Genomic DNA, 20426 nt, shown 5'->3' on the forward strand with positions numbered 1-20426 from the left:
TTCGACGGTCTAGCTGAACGTCAGCCAAATCGGTTCGAGGGTCATTATGAGAACTATATCAGTCTGTTTCAGGCTCCATTAGAAAATTGATCCAAAACCCTGGGGGTATTGGCAATTCATGATGGTGACAAGCGACCAAAATCACTGGCCAGAACCCTGACTTGATAGGCGATAGACTTTGCAAGTCGGTATTCAAGTCACATGCCTCTGCGATGGTTGCAATGAGCTGACGCCCGCCTGTGCTCAACGGGAGCCTGCAAAGGGCTCGCCCATGGGGATTGTTACCCACATAAAATTTTTCTTCTGACGTGGCATCAGGCAGCCAAAGCTGAAGGGTGCAGTGTTTTAATTCATTCTGAGCAAGGCGACTCAGAATCTCAACCGCCTCATGTTCACCAAATGCATGCAACCAAGCTGCGATCAAAGGGACTACTGTACTGCCCGCCGTCGCTTCCTTGAAGTACTCATCGGATTTATTGCGTGGGTGCTCGGCTAGGTCTCGGTAATCTGAAAGGGAACTCGTATAACGGCCATGTGTATGGATGGAGAAGTTGAGGCGATAAGCCATTTGCTGGAGCCAGGAAGCCACCTCCGTCGCATCAAGTCCGCTAACCATCCAAAGTTGAAGGAACAAGGCGATGCTAGTTCCTTGTCGATCTTTTATCGGTAGAAATAGTGCGGGATTGTTTCGGATTAGCGCCAGCCCTGCGTGCGTGAGCCGCACAACGCTTTTGCTGAATTGCTCTTTGTGTTCCTCGCTGCTCCGCTCTCCGATCCAATGGAGCCATAATCCGGCCAGACCAATGCGACCCAATATTTCAAATAGAGCAAGATTCACGTCCAATGGGCTGTGGGAACCTGTCGCCATTGATATCCCGTGGTGAATCTCCACGTATGGCAGCACTCGTTGCTCTAAGAACTCCAGGGAAATGGTAAAATGAAGTTGAATTATTTGATTGACAACGATGCTGAGGGCCTTCAGCTCACTGTTGTTACTGCCGAGAATGGGTCGAAGTAGTTCCCAAGCAGCCAGCATCGCCAGCTCACTTGCCCGATACGGAGACTCAAGATTGCCGGCACTACGGGCCCAAACAAATAAAATCCACAGACAGATGTTTAGTTGTCGGGAAGCGCGTACACGGGCTTTTTTCGATCCCGTGCCGAATTTACATAGCTCCCCTACCAAACGGTTAAAGTGTTCATATGAAACTTCTGGCTCGTCGACCATAGCAACAGCTTTCTGGAAGCTGCTGCGCAGCGGCTTTGGAAGAAGCTCCTCTCGCAATATTCCTTTTAGAATCATTTCGGCGATTTTGTCGCCATTCCACTCATCAAAGGAAACTTCCGTTGTGGTGTTCTTGTTGATAAAACCTGTTAATTTCTCTCGAACTTGCTCGTTAACATCTCCTCCAAAAGCTAGGCAGATAACAATCTTCAGGTGCTTGTATTTGGCTGGAACCCTGCTGGGAATATAGGCGTCTAGAATCTCATTCAACGATGATCGTAGAGCCTGTGGATTACCGTCCCAGTCTTGACGAGTAAGGTCACCTTTTTTGACGGAAAACAGAAAGAGCTTTTTCTCCCCATCGTCGTCCTTCCCAACAGCGGCAATATCTACGCCAAGCTGGCTTGTTCCTCTTTGAGGGCGCGAATAAACGTTGAAACCAATCTCGCTCAACAGGTCTGGGAGGATGGCATCTAATTCATCTCTCTCCTTGAGCGATGCCAAATAGTCACGAATCAATAGCTTCACTTTTCCATCCTTTCGTTGCGGAAAACGCGGAGGATGTAATCAAGACCGACGGGATCAATGGCCAACATGCGTGGCATCTCATAGGAAATGCCATGGGAGTGCAGGTCGAACTCCATGGGGCGCAGCCTTTCTTGGCCGTCATCTACGAAACTCAATGAACGATTGCCATAGAGCAGCACGGAGCGGCTTATCAGATTCAAAAAAACAGACTCGCTTTCCGCCTGTTTGTGGGCGTCTCGCATCTGATCCGAAATACGTAGGCGTTCTATGCGACGATGGTGTTCTGATGGTTGAAGCTCGACAATCAGTGGAACTGTTCGTTGAGCTTTGAGATTGGTCTCGTTATGAGCTAGGGCCCGGATAATAGTTTTACTCGCTGTATCATCCGGAGCAAGGCTTTCGAGATACTCTCGCACCCCGTTATAGTTTTGAAGCAAGGGGTCAATCAGTAGTTGTTGCACTTCTTGGGCAGTACTGGCGTCACAGACCCGTAGCACTGAGACCAATATAGACGCAGCCGTTATCGGCTTAAAGAAAAACCAACCAACAGCCTTTCGGCAAATGAACAGCTGTGCTGTGGGAGAGAGAGCTAGGTCTTCGGCCTTGAGGCTCAGTGGTACGCCATCTAGTCTCGGCCCTTGTATCGCATCGGCGAGCCCGTTACAAAGTCGGGGGGTCCCGAGTCCTAGCCATTGAACTACGACTCGGCTAAGAACGTCTGGGGGCCCAGAAAGCAAGGTCCGGCTGAAACTATCTAACGTTTCAAGTTCTAAATCATTATCTGGGCGTGAGAGAAGCACGGTAACGAAAGAAACAGCCGACTCGTCATAGCCAAGCTTTAACAATGTTTGCAGGCCAATATCTAGCTCCTCTACAGTTCCCTTGTTAGCTGAATCCATATAGCTCAATGCACCCAGCAGGAGGGTAACGATGTCTGACGTAAGGGCCTGCTGACGCGCCCAAAGGGCGTGTGCACACTGGTGTATAGTGAATTTGCTAGGGTTCATTAGCAGCCTACTTATTAGCAGGTTTGCATCTGCAGGCGATATATATGCACCACATGCCAAAATTCGCATGGAGGCATGCAGTAAACTGGCCCTTACAAAATCGTCAATATTGCCGTCTAGAAGTGCGTTGAAGACTGCAAAAGTCTCTGCACATGACGCTGAGTTTGGGTGCTGGATACGTCCCAGCGCAGCAATGGATGCCTGACGACAAGTCTCATATTCAAGCGTAATACGGCGCGCCTCGATCAGATCGTTAGTAGCCTCCAACGCGAATGCAAGATGGTGGCAAGCGAGTTCGTCGCCTTTAAGGGCAGCAGCGATTACCTCCTTAGCACGTTGGGGGACATGCTCGCACCATTCGCGAAATGCAGCATTGGGTTCATTCGCTGCTCCGTCGTTCCCCCCGTGGATTACCAACTCATTGACGCAGCGCATCATACGTTCAGGGGACGTATCTAATTCTGGTAAGAGACGGCAGAAAAAGTATGATGCGCTAAAAAAATCAGTTCCTTGGAGCTCCTGAATAGCGCCATTCTCAACAAGGACCAATAGGTCAATGGTTCCAGCGTTATGCAATGTAATGCAAAGCTTTTCGACCTCATGAGTGTTCACCCTGTCACTCATTCCAAACCCGCATGCCATTTGGTTAGCTAGCTCCCCGCCGTTGAACAAGTTGACTAGCTCTGCGGTTGTCGGTGCCACGTCCATGTACCTCACTTTAAATACATTGATCGGTCGGATGTCCGTCGCATTTCTATTGTAGAAATATTTTCAGCTATCTAGGTACGAGATGTCAGCTAGGATCGTTTCCCGATGTTGGCGACGGCAAGCATTTTCTGATGTTATGTCTTATATGATGGGCCGCTACGGGTCAATTGCAAGCGGCCATTGCTTGCACCTATTCAGCGCAGCAGAGTGCGTACCCGTATAGCTTTTTTATTTTCAGATGATTTCTTTCAAAACCGACATATGAATAGGCTTTCAGATAAGAATGGCTGGCTTGCAAAGGCTGTCTGCTTCTTCGAGCGAACTAGTCCCTCCCTACCCGCATGCAATGAAAGCACTGGAGCTTTTTTGGGGCTGCTGGGGCGTCGGTGTTGGGGGGGAAGGCGGTAGGTTAGGGCATTCGGTCCGGCATCAAGCTCCGACATCTCAAAGCTTGATTTGTCAGAAGCCTCTCGGCGTGCCAGAAGTGACATTTGCCTTTCGCAAAAGAAGGATGAGCCCGAGGCTGCGATGACTCCACAGGCTCTAACCGGTCACGCAGCCGAGAAAGGGCTGTTTGGCTCACATCAGATGTCGATCTCAGAGGAAGGCAGGTCTCCTGGCTGGCTTCACGATTCGTTTACTCATCGAATATCCCTCAGGTAGCACTCTGAGTGCGATGAGCGGTATATCAAGCTGCGTCATCATTTGCGCCGCGCTAAAATCCGCAGCCAAACGATGCAGCTCCCGCCCCAGCACCGTATCCACCCCACCAACCGCCCCCAACGCCAGATCCAAACACCGACCAATCTCACCCTGAATCCCAACCACATCCCGCCGCCGCACCAACAACCCAAAAACCTCCCGATCACAACCGCCCATCAACGGATCATCCCGCAGGATCGGTCTGTGACCCTCGGTCTCATAAGCCAGCTTCAGCGAGTAAAGAGCGACCGTTTCCAGCAGCAATTCCATGGGGTGAAGTCCTTTGTCAGCGGGTGAGGAAGGGCGGTGGGTCAACTGGGCGTTGCAAGGCGGAGCATCGGTGGGGGCAGTGGCATTTTTGTGAGCGCTTTGCGCTCAAGCGGGAGCAAGCTCCCTCGCCACGGGTTCTTCCTTGCTCCCAGGTTCTTCCTTACCACTGGCTCTTCCTCACCATAAGGTTGGGTATTCTGGGGCCGCTTCGCGGCCCAGCGGGGATAAATCCCCTCGCCACAAAGGGGAGCGGTGATTTATTCCTCCCACCACAAAAGCGGGTGGGGGATTGGTTGGGATCTGCGTTAGCCGCGAAAAACCACTTTCCTGCAGGCGAAAAAAAAGACCTTGAATTTCAAGGTCTTTTTTTAAGATGGTGCCCGAGGGAGACTCGAGTAATAGCATAGCTGTATGATTTAAATAGTTTTTTGTCTATGTACACTTCCACGTTGTGCTTCGAAGTGTACACCCTGCCTGCTGTCAATAAGGACTGGTGTGGATGAAAGTTTGATCGGATATCTCCATCCAATTTCCGACGAGCTGTCAATAATATTTTCACGAAACTGGTTAAGGATAGACTCCCAGGTCTGCCGAAAATGCTGAACCGACACCTGGCGAATTTTCATGATTAGTCGGGCGTCATGAGCCCCCCAAGCTGACTACTGCAGTTTCGACGGTTTAGGCTGATCCTTAAATGCAGAATTTTTTGCGAACACCTCGGCGATGAAATCCATGAATACAATGGCCCTCTTGGGGAGAAGCCGGTCGGCGACGTAAATGACTTGCACGGGGACAGGCGGAGCTGCGTAGTCCCTAAGCAACACCTGCAGATTGCCATTTTTCAGCCCTTCCTCGTAAAGCCATTCGGGGCCCTGTGCGATCCCCAGTCCGTCGTTTACACACTCTCGTATGGCCTCAGGTGAGTTGACCCGAAGCCTGCCAGAAACGGGAACATCGATATCCCGAAAGCGCCATGTGGTGCCTGTCGACAGCAGGGTGTAGATCAGGCAATCGTGCGTTCTCAGATCATTGGGCGTCGTGGGGATTCCGCGTTTGGCCAGGTATCCCTTGCTGGCAACGCATACACGCTCGAACCAGCCTAGCGGCCGCGCACGCATTGCGCTGTCTTCCAGATGTCCGATGCGGATCGCCAGTTCAGCCCCTTCGTCGACCAGATTCACATAGCGATCATTGATCTGCAGGTCGAGCGTCAACTCTGGATAGCGCTCCAGAAATGTGGATACATGCGGCACCACGAATGCATGGGCTAGCGCGGTCGGGCAGGCGACTCGCAACAATCCGGACGGGGCGACGTTCTCCCTGAAGGACGACTCCGATTCTTCCACGGCATCGAGAATGCGCCGGGTATCTGCGTAATAGCGTTCTCCCTCGGGGGTGAGGGCAAGCTTTCGTGTGGATCGGTGAAGCAGCCTGGTTTGCAAATGATCTTCCAGCGCCGCCACATAGCGGCTGACGTTGGGCTGCCCCAGCCCCAGGTCACGCCCCGCAGCCGAGAAGCTTCCTGTCTCAACAGCGCGAACAAAGCAGGTCATCAGCAGTAGTCGATCCATCTAGGCCTCTCATTCATGCAATACAAGCATGAAATGTATTCGAATAGACCATCTTATCAATGCACAGGTATGAATACATAGTTTCCTTCTGGCAGGTCAGTACATCGACTGACCGTGAAAACCGAAAAGGAAACTTACATGTCCCGATTGCAAGGCAAACGCACTCTCATCACCGGCGGCACCAGCGGCATTGGCCTGGAAACGGCTAAGCAGTTCCTCGCCGAAGGCGCTCGCGTGATCGTTACCGGAGTCAATCCGGAGTCCATCGCAAAGGCTCAGGCGGAACTGGGCAGCGAAGTATTGGTACTGCGTGCTGACTCAGCCAGCATCGATGCACAGAAGGAACTGGCGCAGGCCGTTCAGACTCACTATGGCCAACTCGATGTTGCCTTTCTCAATGCAGGCGTATCCGTTTGGCTGCCGATCGAAGAGTGGACGGAGGAAATGTTCGATCGCTCCTTCGACATCAACGTGAAGGGGCCGTACTTTCTGATCCAGGCATTGCTACCAGTCTTCGCGAATCCTGCGTCGGTGGTTCTCAATACCTCGGTTAGTGCACACCTCGGCGCCGCGCGTTCATCAGTTTATGGCGCGACCAAGGCCGCGTTCCTGAACATGTCGAAGACGCTTTCTAGCGAACTGCTCCCGCGTGGTATTCGCGTCAATGCAGTCAGCCCTGGTCCGATTGATACGCCGCTTTACGACAAGCTCGGTATTCCCGATGCCTATCGCGAACAGCTCAACCAGGATATCGCAGCGACCATTCCGTTCGGACGGTTTGGTACGCCCGAGGAAGTGGCAAAGGCCGTGCTGTACCTGGCGTCAGACGAGTCCCGCTGGACGGTTGGCTCGGAACTCATCGTCGACGGTGGCCGCTCGCTTTAGCTGCCAACGATACGCGAAGGAACGTCTCCTGCGCTTTTACGGAAAACTGATCGAATAGAACGGACTCGCCTTCATTGCCGTCTGTCGAGTGGCTGATTGGCGCCGTGCGCTGGCCAGCCGTTTCAGCATTCAGGCGGCAGTTGAAGGGACTACCCCATCCAGTTCCGCAAGCACTTGCAGGACGCAATAGCACTCTTGGTTACTGCATCGGAAACGCGTCCCCTTTGAATGCCGATGCGGGGAAAAAAGATTTATTTAGTGTCATGTGAGTTCTCATACGTTCCCCGTCGCGGGATGCGTTACCACGCGGAGCGTGGGAATGAGCGCTGCGGTTTATAGGATATCTTTCACGTAAGCGTTCAGCGCGATGAGTGGAGCATGAAGGTCCTCCATTCTCTGCGCCGCGCTGAAATTCGCAGTCAGACGATGCAGCTCCCGCCCTAGCACCGTATCCACCCCACCAACCGCCCCCAACGCCAAATCCAGGCACCGGCCTATCTCACTTTGAATCCCAGCCACATCCCCCCCGCCGCACCAACAACCCAAAAACCTCCCGATCACAACCGCTCATCAACGGATCATCCCGCAGGATCGGGCTGTGGCCCTCTGTCTCATAGGCCAGCTTGAGGGAGTAAAGAGCGACCGTTTCCAGTAGCAATTCCATTGGGTGAAGTCCTTTGTCAGCGGGTGAGGAGGGGCGGTGGGTCAACTGGGCGTCACAAGGCGGAGCATTGGTGGGTGTAGTGAGATTTTTGTGAGCGCTTTGCGCTCAAGCGGGAGCAAGCTCCCTCGCCACGGGTTCTTCCTTGCTCCCAGGTTCTTCCTTACCACTGGCTCTTCCTCAGCATGAGGTTGGGTATTCTGGGGCCGCTTCGCGGCCCAGCGGGGATAAATCCCCTCGCCACAACGGGGAGCGGTGATTTATCCCCCCACCACAAAAGGGATCGGGGTTGGCTGGGATTTGCTTGGGGCATGGCCAATCACTTTCCTGCAGGCGAAAAAAAAGACCTTGAATTTCAAGGTCTTTCTTTAAGATGGTGCCCCGAGGGAGACTCGAACTCCCACTCCTTTCGAAAACGGATTTTGAATCCGCCGCGTCTACCAATTCCGCCATCAGGGCTCAATGGCGGCGAAGTATAGAGAGGTGCCTACCGTTGGTCAATCACGTTTCATGGTGAATTTTTGATAATTCCGCTAGACTTTCCGGCCCTGCTAGACGAACCCCATCATGCGTGTTGCTGACTTTACTTTCGAACTCCCTGATTCGCTGATCGCTCGCCACCCTCTGGCCGAGCGTCGCGCCAGTCGACTGTTGACCCTGGACGGGGTCAGCGGTGCCATGGCTCACCGTCAATTCACTGATTTGCTTGAGCATTTGCGCCCAGGCGATTTGATGGTGTTCAACAATACCCGGGTGATTCCGGCGCGTTTGTTTGGCCAGAAAGCCTCCGGCGGCAAGCTGGAGATTCTGGTGGAGCGGGTGCTGGACAGTCATCGGGTGCTGGCCCATGTGCGCTCGAGTAAGTCGCCCAAACCGGGTTCGTCGATTCTGATCGACGGCGGCGGCGAGGCGGTGATGGTGGCGCGGCATGATGCGTTGTTCGAGCTGGAATTTGCCGAAGAGGTGTTGCCGCTGCTCGACCGTGTCGGGCACATGCCGTTGCCTCCTTATATAGACCGCCCGGACGAAGGTTCGGACCGCGAGCGTTATCAGACCGTGTACGCCGAGCGTTTGGGGGCGGTGGCGGCGCCGACGGCGGGGCTGCATTTTGATCAGCCGTTGCTGGAGGCGATTGCTGCCAAGGGCGTGGAGACGGCGTTCGTGACGCTGCACGTCGGCGCAGGTACGTTCCAGCCGGTGCGGGTGGAGCGTATCGAAGACCATCACATGCACAACGAATGGCTGGAAGTCAGCCAGGAAGTCGTCGATGCCGTGGCGGCTTGCCGCTCGCGCGGTGGTCGGGTGGTGGCGGTGGGGACCACCAGTGTGCGTTCCCTGGAAAGCGCTGCGCGTGATGGCGTGCTCAAGCCGTTCAGTGGCGACACTGACATTTTTATCTACCCGGGCCGGCCGTTCCATGTGGTCGATGCCCTGGTCACCAACTTTCATTTGCCCGAATCCACGCTGTTGATGCTGGTTTCGGCGTTCGCCGGTTATCCCGAAGCCATGGCCGCCTACAAGGCCGCCGTCGAGCATGGATACCGCTTTTTCAGCTACGGTGATGCGATGTTCATCACCCGTAACCCCGCGCCACGCGGACCCGAGGAAACAGTATGAGTCGCACCTGTCGCATGTCCTTCGAGTTGCTTGCTACCGATGGCAAGGCTCGTCGCGGTCGTCTGACCTTCCCCCGCGGTACGGTGGAAACCCCCGCGTTCATGCCGGTGGGTACTTACGGCACGGTCAAGGGTATGCTGCCGCGGGATATCGTTGCCACGGGCGCGGAAATTATCCTGGGCAACACTTTCCACCTGTGGCTGCGCCCGGGCATGGAAGTGATCAAGGCCCACGGTGACTTGCACGATTTCATGCAGTGGAACGGCCCGATTCTGACTGACTCCGGCGGCTTCCAGGTGTTCAGCCTGGGCGCCATGCGCAAGATCAAAGAAGAGGGCGTGACCTTCGCGTCTCCGGTGGATGGCGCCAAGGTGTTCATGGGGCCGGAAGAGTCGATGCAGGTCCAGCGCGACCTGGGCTCGGACATTGTGATGATCTTCGACGAATGCACGCCGTACCCGGCCGATGAAGACGTGGCGCGGGTGTCCATGGAGTTGTCGTTGCGTTGGGCCCAGCGCTCCAAGAACGCCCATGGCGAGAACACGGCGGCGCTGTTCGGCATCGTTCAGGGCGGCATGCATCAGGATCTGCGCATGCGCTCGCTCGAAGGCCTGGACAAGATCGGCTTCGACGGCCTGGCCATCGGCGGTCTGTCGGTGGGCGAGCCCAAGCACGAAATGATCAAGGTGCTCGATTACCTGCCGGGTCAGATGCCGGCTGACAAACCTCGTTACCTTATGGGCGTTGGCAAACCGGAAGATCTGGTTGAGGGTGTGCGCCGCGGGGTGGACATGTTCGATTGCGTGATGCCAACCCGTAATGCCCGCAATGGGCATCTGTTCATTGATACGGGCGTGCTGAAGATCCGTAACGCGTTTCATCGCCATGATAATTCGCCGCTGGATCCGACCTGCGATTGCTACACCTGCCAGAACTTCTCCCGTGCTTATCTGCACCATTTGGACAAGTGCGGCGAAATGCTGGGTAGCATGTTGAATACCATCCACAATTTGCGCCATTACCAGGTGCTTATGGCTGGTTTGCGCGAGGCTATTCAACAGGGTACATTGGCCGCCTTTGTCGATGCCTTCTATGCCAAGCGCGGGTTGCCTGTTCCGCCCTTGGACTGAGTTTTCCGATCCTAAGATTCAATACTTGCAACTGGAGTGCTAAATGAGCTTTTTTATCTCTAATGCCATGGCTGACGCGGCGGCACCTGCTGCCGGCCCTATGGGTGGCGGTTTCGAGTGGATTTTCCTGGTGGGCTTTCTGGTCATCTTCTACCTGATGATCTGGCGTCCACAGGCCAAGCGCGCCAAAGAGCAGAAGAACCTGCTCAGCAGCCTGCAAAAGGGCGATGAAGTGGTCACCACCGGCGGCATCGCTGGCAAGATCACCAAAGTGGCCGACGACTTCGTGGTACTGGAAGTGTCCGACACTGTTGAAATGAAGTTCCAGAAGGGCGCCATCGCGGCCACGCTGCCAAAAGGCACGCTGAAAGCGATCTAAGTAACAACTTCTATTCAATCGACGGGGCGCGCAAGGCGCCCCGCGTCATAAGCGGGCGGCGTGATGCTGAACAAATACCCTCTGTGGAAATATTTACTGATCCTGGCGGTGCTGGCGGTCGGTCTGATTTATTCCGCTCCCAATCTTTATCCTGATGACCCGGCCATTCAGGTCAGTGGCGCAAGCACTGCCTTGCAGGTCACTCAGGCCGATCTGGACCGTGCGAGCGCAGCGCTCAAGGCGTCCGGCATCGACGTAAAAGCCGCGACCGTTGCCGAAGGCGGCAAGGGCGGTTTGTTGCGTCTGGTCAAGGCTGAAGACCAGCTGCCGGCCAAGGACGTGGTGCGCAAGGCCCTCGGTGACGACTATGTCGTGGCCCTGAACCTGGCCCAAACCACGCCGCAATGGCTGCGCAACCTCGGCGCGCATCCGATGAAGCTGGGTCTGGACTTGTCCGGTGGTGTGCACTTCCTGCTGGAAGTGGACATGGACAAAGCGCTGGATGCACGCCTGAAAGTCTACGAAGGCGACGTCAAGAGCCTGTTGCGTAAAGAGCGCCTGCGCTATCGCAGCCTGCCGCAGCTCGACGGTGCCGTTCAGTTGGGTTTCGCTGACGAAGATGTACGCGAGAAGGCCCGTGCGCTGATCCGCAAGAACTTCAACGATTTCGACATTGTTCCGGCCGACCTCAATGGTCAGCCGGTGCTGCGTCTGGCGATGACCCCGGCCAAGCTGGCGGAAATCCGCGAATACTCCATCAAGCAGAACTTGACCACGGTGCGTAACCGCGTCAACGAGCTGGGTGTGGCCGAGCCGATCGTCCAGCGCCAGGGCGCCAACCGCATCGTGGTTGAGCTGCCGGGCGTGCAGGACACCGCCGAAGCCAAGCGTATCCTCGGCAAGACCGCCAACCTGGAATTCCGTCTCGCGGCCGAACCGGGTGCTTCCCGCGCCACCACCGAGAGCTTCGAGTTCCGTGAAGGCGGTCGTCCCGCGGCGCAGATCGAGCGTGGCCTGATCATCACCGGTGACCAGGTCACCGACGCCCAGGCGGGCTTCGACGAGCAGGGTCGCCCGCAGGTGAACATTCGCCTGGACGGCCACGGCGGCGAACTGATGAGCCGCGCCACGCGCAGCAATGTCGGTCGCAGCATGGCGGTGATCTTCATCGAGCAGAAGCCGACGACGACTTACACCAAGCAAGTGGTCAACGGCGTCGAGAAAGACGTACCGGTCCAGACGTTCAAGGAAGAGAAAAAGATCATCAGCCTGGCGACCATTCAGTCGCCGCTGGGCAGTCAGTTCCGCATCACCGGCCTCAACGGCCAGGGTGAATCCTCGGAACTGGCCCTGCTGCTGCGTGCCGGTGGTCTGGCGGCGCCGATGTACTTCGCTGAAGAGCGCACCATTGGCCCGAGCCTGGGTGCCGACAACATTGCCAAGGGTGTCGATGCATCGCTGTGGGGCATGCTGTTTGTCTCGCTGTTCATCATCGCCATCTACCGCTTCTTCGGTGTGATCGCCACGGTGGCGCTGGCGGTGAACATGGTGCTGCTGCTGGCGCTGATGTCGCTGCTGGGGGCTACGCTGACCCTGCCGGGTATCGCCGGTATCGTGTTGACCATGGGCATGGCGGTAGACGCCAACGTGCTGATCTTCTCGCGGATCCGTGAAGAGATCGCCGCCGGCATGTCGGTCCAGCGGGCAATCAACGAAGGCTTCGGCCGGGCATTTACCGCGATTATCGATGCCAACCTGACGACGTTGCTGGTGGGCGGGATTCTCTTCGCCATGGGCACCGGCCCGGTCAAGGGCTTCGCGGTCACCATGTCCCTCGGGATCTTTACCTCGATGTTCACAGCCATTCTGGTGACCCGTGCAATGGTCAACCTGATTTATGGTGGCCGTGACTTCAAGAAGTTGTGGATTTAAGGGGCTGCCATGTTACGTACAATCAACTTCATGGGCGTTCGCAACGTTGCGTTCGGCATCACTGTACTGCTGACCTTGCTGGCGTTGTTCAGCTGGTTCAGCAAGGGCCTGAACTACGGCCTGGACTTCACCGGCGGTACGCTGATCGAGCTGACCTACGAGCGTCCGGCCGATGTCGGCAAGGTGCGCGAGCAACTGCTGGCCTCGGGTTACACCGACGCGGTGGTGCAGAGCTTTGGCGCCACCACCGACCTGCTGGTGCGCATGCCGGGTGAAGACCCGCAGTTGGGTCAGCAAGTGGCCGAGGCCTTGCAGAAGGCCGGTGGCGACAACCCGGCGCAGGTCAAGCGTGTCGAGTATGTTGGCCCGCAAGTGGGTGAAGAGCTGCGCGACCAAGGCGGCCTCGGCATGCTGATGGCGCTGGGCGGCATCCTGCTCTACCTGGCCTTCCGCTTTCAGTGGAAGTTTGCGGTGGGCGCGATTGTCTCGCTGATCCACGACGTGATCGTGACCGTGGGCATCCTGTCGTTCTTCCAGATCACCTTCGATTTGACGGTGTTGGCGGCGGTGCTGGCGATCATCGGTTACTCGCTCAACGACACCATCGTGGTGTTCGACCGGGTGCGGGAAAACTTCCGTGTGCTGCGCAAGGCGACGCTGATCGAGAACATCAACATCTCGACCACCCAGACCCTGCTGCGGACCATGGCGACGTCGATCTCCACGTTGCTGGCGATCGGCGCGCTGCTGATTTTCGGTGGTGACAACCTGTTTGGCTTCTCCATTGCGCTGTTCATTGGTGTATTGGCGGGTACTTACTCGTCGATCTACATCGCCAACGTGGTGCTGATCTGGCTGAACCTGAGCACCGAGGATCTGATTCCTCCGGTGGCCACTGATACGGAAGTGGACGACCGCCCGTAGGGTTTGGTCTCCGCCCGTCACAGCCCGAAAGGCGCGAGTTGAACTCGCGCCTTTTTTTGTGCTCCAAGGCTGGGAGAAGCGCGGACAAATCCGCATGTGATGGTCAGGAGGTTCAAGTGAACAAATCGATGCTGGTTGGTGCGGTATTGGGTGCTGTCGGTGTGACTGCCGGTGGTGCGGTCGCCACCTACAGCTTGGTCAAAAGCGGCCCTGAGTATGCGCAAGTATTGGCCGTGGACCCGGTTAAAACACAAATCAAGACCCCCCGTGAAGTGTGCAAGGATGTCACCGTGACCCGGCAGAAGCCGGTCCAGGATCAACACCAGATCGCGGGTACCGTATTGGGCGCCGTGGCCGGTGGCCTGTTGGGTAACCAGATCGGCGGCGGCACCGGCAAGAAAATCGCCACCGTGGCGGGTGCGGCCGGCGGCGGTTATGCCGGTAACAAGATTCAGGAAGGCATGCAGGAGCGCGACACCTACACCACCACCCAAACTCGCTGCAATACGGTCAACGACATCAGCGACAAGGTTGTAGGTTACGACGTTCGCTACATGCTCGATGGCAAGGAAGGCAAAGTCCGCATGGACCGCGACCCGGGTAACCAGATCCCGGTGAACAAGGAAGGCCAACTGATCCTGGGGCAGAACGAACCGGCTCAGTGATCCGGCTGTTATGAAGAAGCACCCTTCGGGGTGCTTTTTTTACGCCCGTATTTCGGACATCCCTCCATCCTTGTGGGAGCGGGCTTGCCCGCGAAAGCGGTGGGTCAGCCTGCACCCTTTTTCGAAGATATGTCTCATTGTGGCGAGGGGATTTATCCCCGCTGGGGCGCGAAGCGGTCCTCAATGCCAGCAACCCGATATGTCAGGCAGATTGAATTGACTGCTTGAGGCAGGGGGCTGCTACGCAGCCCAGCGGGGATAAATCCCCTCGCCACAAATGGAGGTGCCAGGCATAAGGGGCGGTTCTAGAAGGCATAAAAAAAGCACCCCGAAAGGTGCTTTTTCTGTAGCCGAGCTGCTTAGCGCTTCAGCGAAGCCGGCAGGTGTGGCTGGATGGCGGTGAGCACAGCCTTGAAGCATTTGGTGTTGCCGGCAACGATGTGTCCTTTTTCAAGGAAGTCGTGGCCGCCGGTGAAGTCGCTCACCAAACCACCGGCTTCCTGGATCAGCAGGGCGCCTGCGGCCATGTCCCATTCGGACAGGCCCGACTCCCAGAAGGCATCGAAACGGCCGGCAGCGACATACGCCAGGTCCAGGCTCGCGGCGCCAGCGCGGCGGATGCCGGCGGTCTGGCCGACCAGGGCGCGGAACATGCCCAGGTAGTTGTCCAGGTTGTCCATCTGGTCATCGCGGAACGGGAAACCGGTACCCAGCAGGGCGCCGTCCAGGCTGGTGCGACCGCTGACGCGCAGGCGACGACCATTGAGTTGGGCGCCACGGCCACGGCTGGCGGTGAATTCTTCCTGGCGAACCGGGTCCAGCACGACGGCGTGTTCCAGGCGACCACGGTATTTGCAGGCAATGCTGACAGCGAAATGAGGGATGCCGCGCAGGAAGTTGGTGGTGCCGTCCAAAGGATCGATGATCCACAGGTACTCTTCACCTTCGATGCCGGTGCCGGCGTGCATGCCGGTCTCTTCACCCAGGATCGAGTGGTTCGGGTAAGCCTTGCGCAGCGCGTCGACGATTTTCTGTTCGGCGGCGCGATCAACCTCGGACACGTAGTCCTTGGCGTCTTTTTCATCGACCTTGATGGTATCCAGGCGCTCGATGGAGCGGAAGATCAGTTCACTGGCGCTGCGGGCGGCGCGCAGCGCGATATTCAGCATGGGCTGCATGGATGTGTCACCTAAGGTTGTTAAAGAAAGCCGCGCATTCTATCAGAAAGTTTTCACAGGAGAAGGTTGGTGTTCGCTTTCATAGCTTAACGGTAGGTGCTTAGGTAAGATTTGCTCCCTTTATCGTGTTCGAGAGCGCCTCCCTTGTTGCAGAACATTCGTGTCGTCCTGGTCAATACCAGCCATCCGGGAAATATCGGCGGGGCTGCGCGGGCCATGAAGAACATGGGCCTGTCGCGCCTGGTGCTGGTCGAGCCGCGCTCGTTTCCCCATCACGAAGCCGACGCCCGGGCTTCCGGTGCCGGTGACATCCTGGCAGCCGCCCAAGTGGTCGCCACCCTGGAAGATGCCCTGGTGGGCTGCAACCTGGTGCTCGGCACCAGCGCCCGCGACCGCCGCATCCCCTGGCCGCTGCTCGACCCCCGCGAATGCGGAACCAAAGTGGTCGAGGAAGCCGGGCAGGGCGCTGAGATCGCCCTCGTGTTTGGCCGTGAAGATTCCGGCCTGACCAACGAAGAGCTGCAGCGATGTCACTTTCACGTGCATATCCCTTCCGACCCACAGTTCAGTTCCCTGAACCTCGGGGCGGCGGTGCAGGTATTGAGTTATGAAGTGCGCATGGCCTGGCTGGCAGCCGAAGGCAAACCCAGCAAGGTCGAAAAATTCGAGGCCACGTCGCCGCGCAGTGAGACACTGGCGACCATGGACGAGCTGGAGCGGCTCTATGAGCACCTGGAGCAGACCCTGGTGGACATCGAGTTTCTTGACCCGGACAAGCCCCGGCACTTGATGGCGCGCCTGCGCCGGTTGTACGGACGAAGCTCGGTCAGCCGGGCGGAGATGAATATATTGCGCGGCATCCTCACGGAAACCCAGAAAGCGGCCCGTGGCGAGCTGATTAAGCGGAAGGAATAAAGATGTTCGATCGTTTGCGTGAAGATATCCAAAGCGTTTTCCATCGTGACCCGGCGGCGCGCAATGCCTTTGAAGTGCTGACCTGCTACCCGGGCATGCACGCGATCTGGATCCATCGCCTCTCTAGTGCCTTATGGGGCATGGGCTGGAAGTGGCTGGCGCGGGTGGTCTCCAACTTCGGACGCTGGCTGACCGGGATCGAGATCCACCCGGGCGCCAAGGTCGGTCGCCGGTTCTTCATCGACCACGGCATGGGCATTGTCATTGGTGAAACCGCCGAGATCGGCGATGACGTGACGCTGTACCAGGGCGTGACCCTCGGCGGCACCAGTTGGAACAAAGGCAAGCGCCACCCGACGCTGGAAGATGGCGTAGTGGTCGGTGCCGGCGCCAAGGTGCTCGGGCCGTTCACGGTGGGGGCGGGGGCGAAAGTCGGCTCCAACGCGGTGGTCACCAAGGCTGTGCCGGCCGGTGCAACCGTGGTGGGTATCCCGGGGCGAATCATCGTCAAGTCCGATGAAGAGCAGGACGCCCGCCGCAAGGCCATGGCCGAGAAGATCGGCTTCGATGCCTATGGTGTCGGCGAAGACATGCCCGACCCAGTCGCCCGTGCCATTAATCAGTTGCTCGATCACCTGCAGGCCGTCGATGGGCGCCTGGAGGGCATGTGTGGCGCCCTGAAGGACCTGGGCAGTAATTACTGCGCCAAGGACCTGCCTGAACTGCGCGAGGAAGATTTTGCGTGTGTGAAGGATAAGGATCAAAGCCAGGCCAGCTGAGGCCCTGCTGGCCTCATCGCGAGCAAGCTCGCTCCCACACTGGATCTGTGGCGTACGCAAATGATGCGGCCACCCAGGACCCCTTGTGGGAGCGAGCTTGCTCGCGATGAACGATAACGCGGTATCACTGGTCGCCACTGGCCAGCCTTTGCTATGATGCGCGCGCTCTTTTGCGGGTAAACCTGAGTAAAGCACTAGGTCTTATAGTTGACTTAAATACTCGGGAATTGCATACTCGCCCCATTCCGAACTCCGTGGTAATTGTCCATGCGACTGACTACAAAAGGCCGATACGCCGTGACCGCGATGCTGGATCTGGCATTGCACGCGCAGCACGGGCCGGTGTCCCTGGCCGATATCTCCGAGCGCCAGGGCATTTCCCTGTCTTACCTTGAGCAGCTGTTCGCCAAGCTGCGCCGCAGCAACCTGGTTTCCAGTGTGCGCGGCCCCGGTGGTGGCTATCAGCTGTCACGCGACATGCAGGGCATCCAGGTCGCCCAGGTGATCGACGCGGTGAACGAATCGGTCGATGCGACCAAATGCCAGGGCCTTGGCGACTGCCATGGCGGCGATACTTGCCTGACCCATCACTTGTGGTGTGACCTGAGCCTGCAGATTCACGAATTTCTAAGCGGTATCAGCTTGGCTGACCTTGTAACTCGCCGTGAGGTGCAAGAAGTAGCCCAGCGTCAGGACCAGCGCCGTTGCAACAGCAAGGCGCCGCACCTGGACAAGATTGAAGCGTCCGCCGTCGAATGACCGCCGCAGAGCACGCGGAACGCCAGCCAGCCTGATTTAGGAGAAAGTCCATGAAATTGCCGATTTACCTTGATTACTCTGCGACCACCCCGGTTGATCCGCGTGTCGCGCAAAAGATGAGTGAATGCCTGCTGGTCGACGGAAACTTCGGTAACCCGGCGTCCCGTTCCCACGTGTTTGGCTGGAAAGCTGAAGAGTCGGTCGAAAATGCCCGCCGCCAGGTCGCTGACCTGGTCAACGCCGATCCACGTGAAATCGTCTGGACCTCTGGTGCTACTGAGTCCGACAACCTGGCAATCAAGGGTGTCGCGCACTTCTATCACACCAAGGGCAAGCACCTGATCACCTCCAAGATCGAGCACAAGGCTGTCCTGGACACCATGCGCCAGCTGGAGCGTGAAGGCTTCGAAGTGACCTACATCGAGCCCGGTGAAGACGGCATCATCACCCCAGCCATGGTCGAAGCCGCACTGCGCGACGACACCATCCTGGTTTCGATCATGCATGTGAACAACGAAATCGGCACCGTCAACGACATCGAAGCCATCGGCGAGCTGACCCGCTCCAAGGGCGTCCTGTTCCACGTCGACGCGGCCCAGTCCACCGGCAAGGTCGACATCGACCTGTCCAAGCTCAAAGTCGACCTGATGTCGTTCTCTGCCCACAAGACCTACGGCCCTAAAGGCATCGGCGCGCTGTACGTGAGCCGCAAGCCGCGTGTTCGTATCGAAGCGACCATGCACGGCGGCGGTCACGAGCGTGGCATGCGTTCCGGCACCCTGGCGACCCACCAGATCGTTGGCATGGGCGAAGCCTTCCGTGTGGCCAAGGAAGACATGGCTGCCGAGAACGTGCGCATCAAGGCCCTGAGCGACCGTTTCTTCAAGCAGGTCGAGCACCTCGAAGAGCTCTACGTCAACGGCAGCATGATCGCCCGCGTACCGCACAACCTGAACCTGAGCTTCAACTACGTTGAAGGCGAGTCGCTGATCATGGCGCTCAAGGATCTGGCCGTGTCGTCCGGTTCGGCCTGCACCTCGGCGTCCCTCGAGCCTTCCTACGTATTGCGCGCCCTGGGCCGCAACGACGAACTGGCTCACAGCTCGATCCGCTTCACCTTCGGCCGCTTCACCACCGAAGAAGAAATCGATTACGCCGCGCAGAAAGTCTGCGAGGCCGTTACCAAGCTGCGCGCTCTGTCGCCGCTGTGGGATATGTACAAAGACGGTGTCGACATCTCGAAAATCGAGTGGGCGGCGCACTGAGAAGTCGCCTCCAGAGCGACTCACTGATGAGGATTGAAGCAAATGGCATATAGCGAAAAGGTCATCGACCACTACGAGAACCCGCGCAACGTCGGCAAGATGGACGCGCAGGACCCTGATGTTGGCACCGGCATGGTCGGCGCCCCAGCGTGCGGCGACGTGATGCGCCTGCAGATCAAGGTCAACGAGCAAGGCATCATCGAAGATGCCAAGTTCAAGACCTACGGCTGCGGTTCGGCCATTGCGTCCAGCTCCCTGGCCACCGAGTGGATGAAGGGCAAGACCCTTGATGAGGCTGAAACCATCAAGAACACTCAGTTGGCCGAAGAACTGGCCCTGCCGCCAGTGAAGATCCACTGCTCGGTACTCGCCGAAGACGCCATCAAGGCTGCCGTTCGCGATTACAAGCAGAAGAAAGGCTTGATCTGATCCGCGCACAGGTAAGGAGTTTTCATGGCTATCCAGATGACAGAAGCGGCAGCTAACCATATCCAGCGCTCTCTTGCAGGGCGCGGCAAGGGCGAGGGTATCCGCCTGGGTGTTCGCACCACGGGCTGCTCTGGTCTTGCCTACGTGCTCGAATTCGTCGACGAAGTGGGCGAAGACGATCAGGTGTTCGAGAGTCATGGTCAGAAAGTGATCATCGATCCGAAAAGCCTGACGTACCTGGACGGCACTGAACTGGATTTCGTCAAGGAAGGGTTGAACGAAGGCTTCAAGTTCAACAACCCCAACGTGCGCGGTGAATGTGGCTGCGGCGAAAGCTTCAACATCTGAGGCGGCTTGTGGGTACTCCTTGTCATTTTGCTTTGTTCCAGCTGCAACCGGGCTTTTCCCTGGATCTTGAGCAGTTGTCTGCTCGTTATCTGGAGCTGGCCCGCGGTGTCCATCCCGACCGTTTCGCTGATGCCTCGGAGGCAGAGCAGCGGCGTGCGCTGGAACAGTCGGCGAACCTCAACGACGCTTACCAGACGCTCAAGAACCCGGCCAAGCGCGCGCGTTATCTGCTGGCCATCAGCGGTCATGAGTTGCCTCTGGAAGTCACCGTGCATGATCCCGAGTTTCTATTGCAGCAGATGCAGTGGCGCGAAGAGCTCGAAGATCTGCAGGACAGCGCCGATCTGGCCGGTGTCGCGGTGTTCAAACGCCGTCTGAAGGATGCCCAGCACACCTTGAATGAAAGCTTCGCAGCCTGTTGGGACGATGCTGCGCAACGCGAACAGGCCGAACGCCTGATGCGGCGCATGCAATTCCTCGACAAGCTCACCTACGAAGTGCGCCAGCTCGAAGAGCGCCTCGACGATTAACCCAGTGCCGCTCCGGTCG

General features: G+C 57.3%; 18 protein-coding genes, 1 tRNA gene and 2 pseudogenes. 14 read left to right on the forward strand and 7 right to left on the reverse strand.

The window, feature by feature from the left end; translation table 11 throughout:
• Positions 1-58 precede the first annotated feature (58 nt).
• From AAIS01_RS07265 to AAIS01_RS07280, 4 genes and pseudogenes are all read right to left on the reverse strand, one after another.
• Positions 59-1753 carry a chemotaxis protein gene (locus AAIS01_RS07265; RefSeq protein ID WP_343468447.1) on the reverse strand — a complete coding sequence of 565 codons (1695 nt, stop codon included), beginning with the start codon at positions 1751-1753 and terminating at the stop codon, positions 59-61.
• Complete coding sequence (locus tag AAIS01_RS07270; RefSeq protein ID WP_343468448.1) at positions 1750-3468, reverse strand: hypothetical protein; 1719 nt, start codon at positions 3466-3468, stop codon at positions 1750-1752. The genes AAIS01_RS07265 and AAIS01_RS07270 overlap by 4 nt, the downstream gene beginning before the upstream one ends.
• A gap of 641 nt (positions 3469-4109) precedes the next feature.
• Positions 4110-4440, reverse strand: a pseudogene (locus AAIS01_RS07275) (hypothetical protein).
• 659 nt (positions 4441-5099) lie between these two features.
• The gene (locus AAIS01_RS07280) at positions 5100-6011 is read right to left on the reverse strand and encodes a LysR family transcriptional regulator (protein ID WP_343468450.1); all 912 of its coding nucleotides are present in this window, start codon (positions 6009-6011) and stop codon (positions 5100-5102) included.
• A gap of 138 nt (positions 6012-6149) precedes the next feature.
• Between AAIS01_RS07280 and AAIS01_RS07285 the strand changes: the two genes are divergently transcribed.
• Positions 6150-6896: an SDR family oxidoreductase gene (locus AAIS01_RS07285; RefSeq protein ID WP_086946342.1), complete on the forward strand. Its 747-nt coding sequence runs from the start codon at positions 6150-6152 to the stop codon at positions 6894-6896.
• Positions 6897-7229: 333 nt separating this feature from the next.
• On the opposite strand, the pseudogene AAIS01_RS07290 reads toward AAIS01_RS07285, so the two are convergent.
• Together AAIS01_RS07290 and AAIS01_RS07295 are read right to left on the reverse strand one after the other, a co-directional pair.
• Positions 7230-7560, reverse strand: a pseudogene (locus AAIS01_RS07290) (hypothetical protein).
• 371 nt (positions 7561-7931) lie between these two features.
• Positions 7932-8016: transfer RNA gene (locus AAIS01_RS07295), tRNA-Leu, on the reverse strand.
• Between the two features lie 108 nt (positions 8017-8124).
• On the opposite strand from AAIS01_RS07295, the gene queA reads away from it, so the two are divergent.
• The 6 genes from queA (at position 8125) to AAIS01_RS07325 (ending at position 14204) form a co-directional block, all read left to right on the forward strand.
• Positions 8125-9174 (forward strand): tRNA preQ1(34) S-adenosylmethionine ribosyltransferase-isomerase QueA, encoded by a 1050-nt coding sequence (queA, locus tag AAIS01_RS07300; protein ID WP_343468451.1) that lies wholly within the window; start codon positions 8125-8127, stop codon positions 9172-9174.
• Positions 9175-9188: 14 nt separating this feature from the next.
• On the forward strand, positions 9189-10304 hold the full coding sequence (gene tgt, locus AAIS01_RS07305) for a tRNA guanosine(34) transglycosylase Tgt (protein ID WP_177218148.1): 1116 nt from the start codon (positions 9189-9191) through the stop codon (positions 10302-10304).
• 43 nt (positions 10305-10347) lie between these two features.
• Positions 10348-10683, forward strand: coding sequence for a preprotein translocase subunit YajC (gene yajC / locus AAIS01_RS07310; RefSeq protein WP_007982729.1), 336 nt, complete (start codon positions 10348-10350; stop codon positions 10681-10683).
• Between the two features lie 63 nt (positions 10684-10746).
• On the forward strand, positions 10747-12615 hold the full coding sequence (gene secD, locus AAIS01_RS07315) for a protein translocase subunit SecD (protein ID WP_343468452.1): 1869 nt from the start codon (positions 10747-10749) through the stop codon (positions 12613-12615).
• A 9-nt stretch (positions 12616-12624) separates the two neighbouring features.
• On the forward strand, positions 12625-13539 hold the full coding sequence (gene secF, locus AAIS01_RS07320) for a protein translocase subunit SecF (protein WP_343468453.1): 915 nt from the start codon (positions 12625-12627) through the stop codon (positions 13537-13539).
• Between the two features lie 116 nt (positions 13540-13655).
• The gene (locus AAIS01_RS07325) at positions 13656-14204 is read left to right on the forward strand and encodes a glycine zipper 2TM domain-containing protein (protein ID WP_047227466.1); all 549 of its coding nucleotides are present in this window, start codon (positions 13656-13658) and stop codon (positions 14202-14204) included.
• A gap of 359 nt (positions 14205-14563) precedes the next feature.
• On the opposite strand, the gene suhB is transcribed toward AAIS01_RS07325, so the two are convergent.
• On the reverse strand, positions 14564-15382 hold the full coding sequence (gene suhB / locus AAIS01_RS07330) for a type III secretion system regulator SuhB (protein ID WP_003185165.1): 819 nt from the start codon (positions 15380-15382) through the stop codon (positions 14564-14566).
• Between the two features lie 144 nt (positions 15383-15526).
• Here suhB and trmJ point away from each other — a divergent pair, with 144 nt between their 5' ends.
• The 7 genes from trmJ (at position 15527) to hscB (ending at position 20407) form a co-directional block, all read left to right on the forward strand.
• Positions 15527-16297: a tRNA (cytosine(32)/uridine(32)-2'-O)-methyltransferase TrmJ gene (gene trmJ / locus AAIS01_RS07335; RefSeq protein WP_047227467.1), complete on the forward strand. Its 771-nt coding sequence runs from the start codon at positions 15527-15529 to the stop codon at positions 16295-16297.
• 2 nt (positions 16298-16299) lie between these two features.
• Entirely contained in the window at positions 16300-17076 is a 777-nt protein-coding gene (gene cysE, locus AAIS01_RS07340) for a serine O-acetyltransferase (RefSeq protein ID WP_343468454.1), read from the forward strand.
• Positions 17077-17343: 267 nt separating this feature from the next.
• Complete coding sequence (gene iscR, locus AAIS01_RS07345; RefSeq protein ID WP_003185160.1) at positions 17344-17835, forward strand: Fe-S cluster assembly transcriptional regulator IscR; 492 nt, start codon at positions 17344-17346, stop codon at positions 17833-17835.
• A gap of 50 nt (positions 17836-17885) precedes the next feature.
• Positions 17886-19100, forward strand: coding sequence for an IscS subfamily cysteine desulfurase (locus AAIS01_RS07350; RefSeq protein WP_025212002.1), 1215 nt, complete (start codon positions 17886-17888; stop codon positions 19098-19100).
• A 42-nt stretch (positions 19101-19142) separates the two neighbouring features.
• Positions 19143-19529, forward strand: coding sequence for a Fe-S cluster assembly scaffold IscU (gene iscU, locus AAIS01_RS07355; RefSeq protein WP_003185157.1), 387 nt, complete (start codon positions 19143-19145; stop codon positions 19527-19529).
• Positions 19530-19553: 24 nt separating this feature from the next.
• On the forward strand, positions 19554-19877 hold the full coding sequence (gene iscA / locus AAIS01_RS07360) for an iron-sulfur cluster assembly protein IscA (protein WP_003185155.1): 324 nt from the start codon (positions 19554-19556) through the stop codon (positions 19875-19877).
• An 8-nt stretch (positions 19878-19885) separates the two neighbouring features.
• A complete protein-coding gene (hscB, locus tag AAIS01_RS07365) occupies positions 19886-20407 on the forward strand; it encodes a co-chaperone HscB (RefSeq protein WP_047227472.1) in 522 nt (173 codons plus the stop codon).
• The last annotated feature ends 19 nt before the right edge of the window (positions 20408-20426 follow it).

The sequence above is a fragment of the Pseudomonas halotolerans genome (assembly GCF_039581215.1).
GTDB classification, from domain to species: domain Bacteria; phylum Pseudomonadota; class Gammaproteobacteria; order Pseudomonadales; family Pseudomonadaceae; genus Aquipseudomonas; species Aquipseudomonas tehranensis.

Bases quoted from the DNA above. Each gene is read 5' to 3' on its own strand.
- cysE (WP_343468454.1), top strand. From the start codon at position 16,300: ATGTTCGATCGTTTGCGTGAAGATATCCAAAGCGTTTTCCATCGTGAC.
- AAIS01_RS07285 (WP_086946342.1), top strand. From the start codon at position 6,150: ATGTCCCGATTGCAAGGCAAACGCACTCTCATCACCGGCGGCACCAGC.
- AAIS01_RS07280 (WP_343468450.1), bottom strand. From the start codon at position 6,011: ATGGATCGACTACTGCTGATGACCTGCTTTGTTCGCGCTGTTGAGACA.
- iscR (WP_003185160.1), top strand. From the start codon at position 17,344: ATGCGACTGACTACAAAAGGCCGATACGCCGTGACCGCGATGCTGGAT.
- iscU (WP_003185157.1), top strand. From the start codon at position 19,143: ATGGCATATAGCGAAAAGGTCATCGACCACTACGAGAACCCGCGCAAC.
- AAIS01_RS07270 (WP_343468448.1), bottom strand. From the start codon at position 3,468: ATGGACGTGGCACCGACAACCGCAGAGCTAGTCAACTTGTTCAACGGC.
- yajC (WP_007982729.1), top strand. From the start codon at position 10,348: ATGAGCTTTTTTATCTCTAATGCCATGGCTGACGCGGCGGCACCTGCT.
- suhB (WP_003185165.1), bottom strand. From the start codon at position 15,382: ATGCAGCCCATGCTGAATATCGCGCTGCGCGCCGCCCGCAGCGCCAGT.
- secF (WP_343468453.1), top strand. From the start codon at position 12,625: ATGTTACGTACAATCAACTTCATGGGCGTTCGCAACGTTGCGTTCGGC.
- queA (WP_343468451.1), top strand. From the start codon at position 8,125: ATGCGTGTTGCTGACTTTACTTTCGAACTCCCTGATTCGCTGATCGCT.
- tgt (WP_177218148.1), top strand. From the start codon at position 9,189: ATGTCCTTCGAGTTGCTTGCTACCGATGGCAAGGCTCGTCGCGGTCGT.
- secD (WP_343468452.1), top strand. From the start codon at position 10,747: ATGCTGAACAAATACCCTCTGTGGAAATATTTACTGATCCTGGCGGTG.
- AAIS01_RS07350 (WP_025212002.1), top strand. From the start codon at position 17,886: ATGAAATTGCCGATTTACCTTGATTACTCTGCGACCACCCCGGTTGAT.
- iscA (WP_003185155.1), top strand. From the start codon at position 19,554: ATGGCTATCCAGATGACAGAAGCGGCAGCTAACCATATCCAGCGCTCT.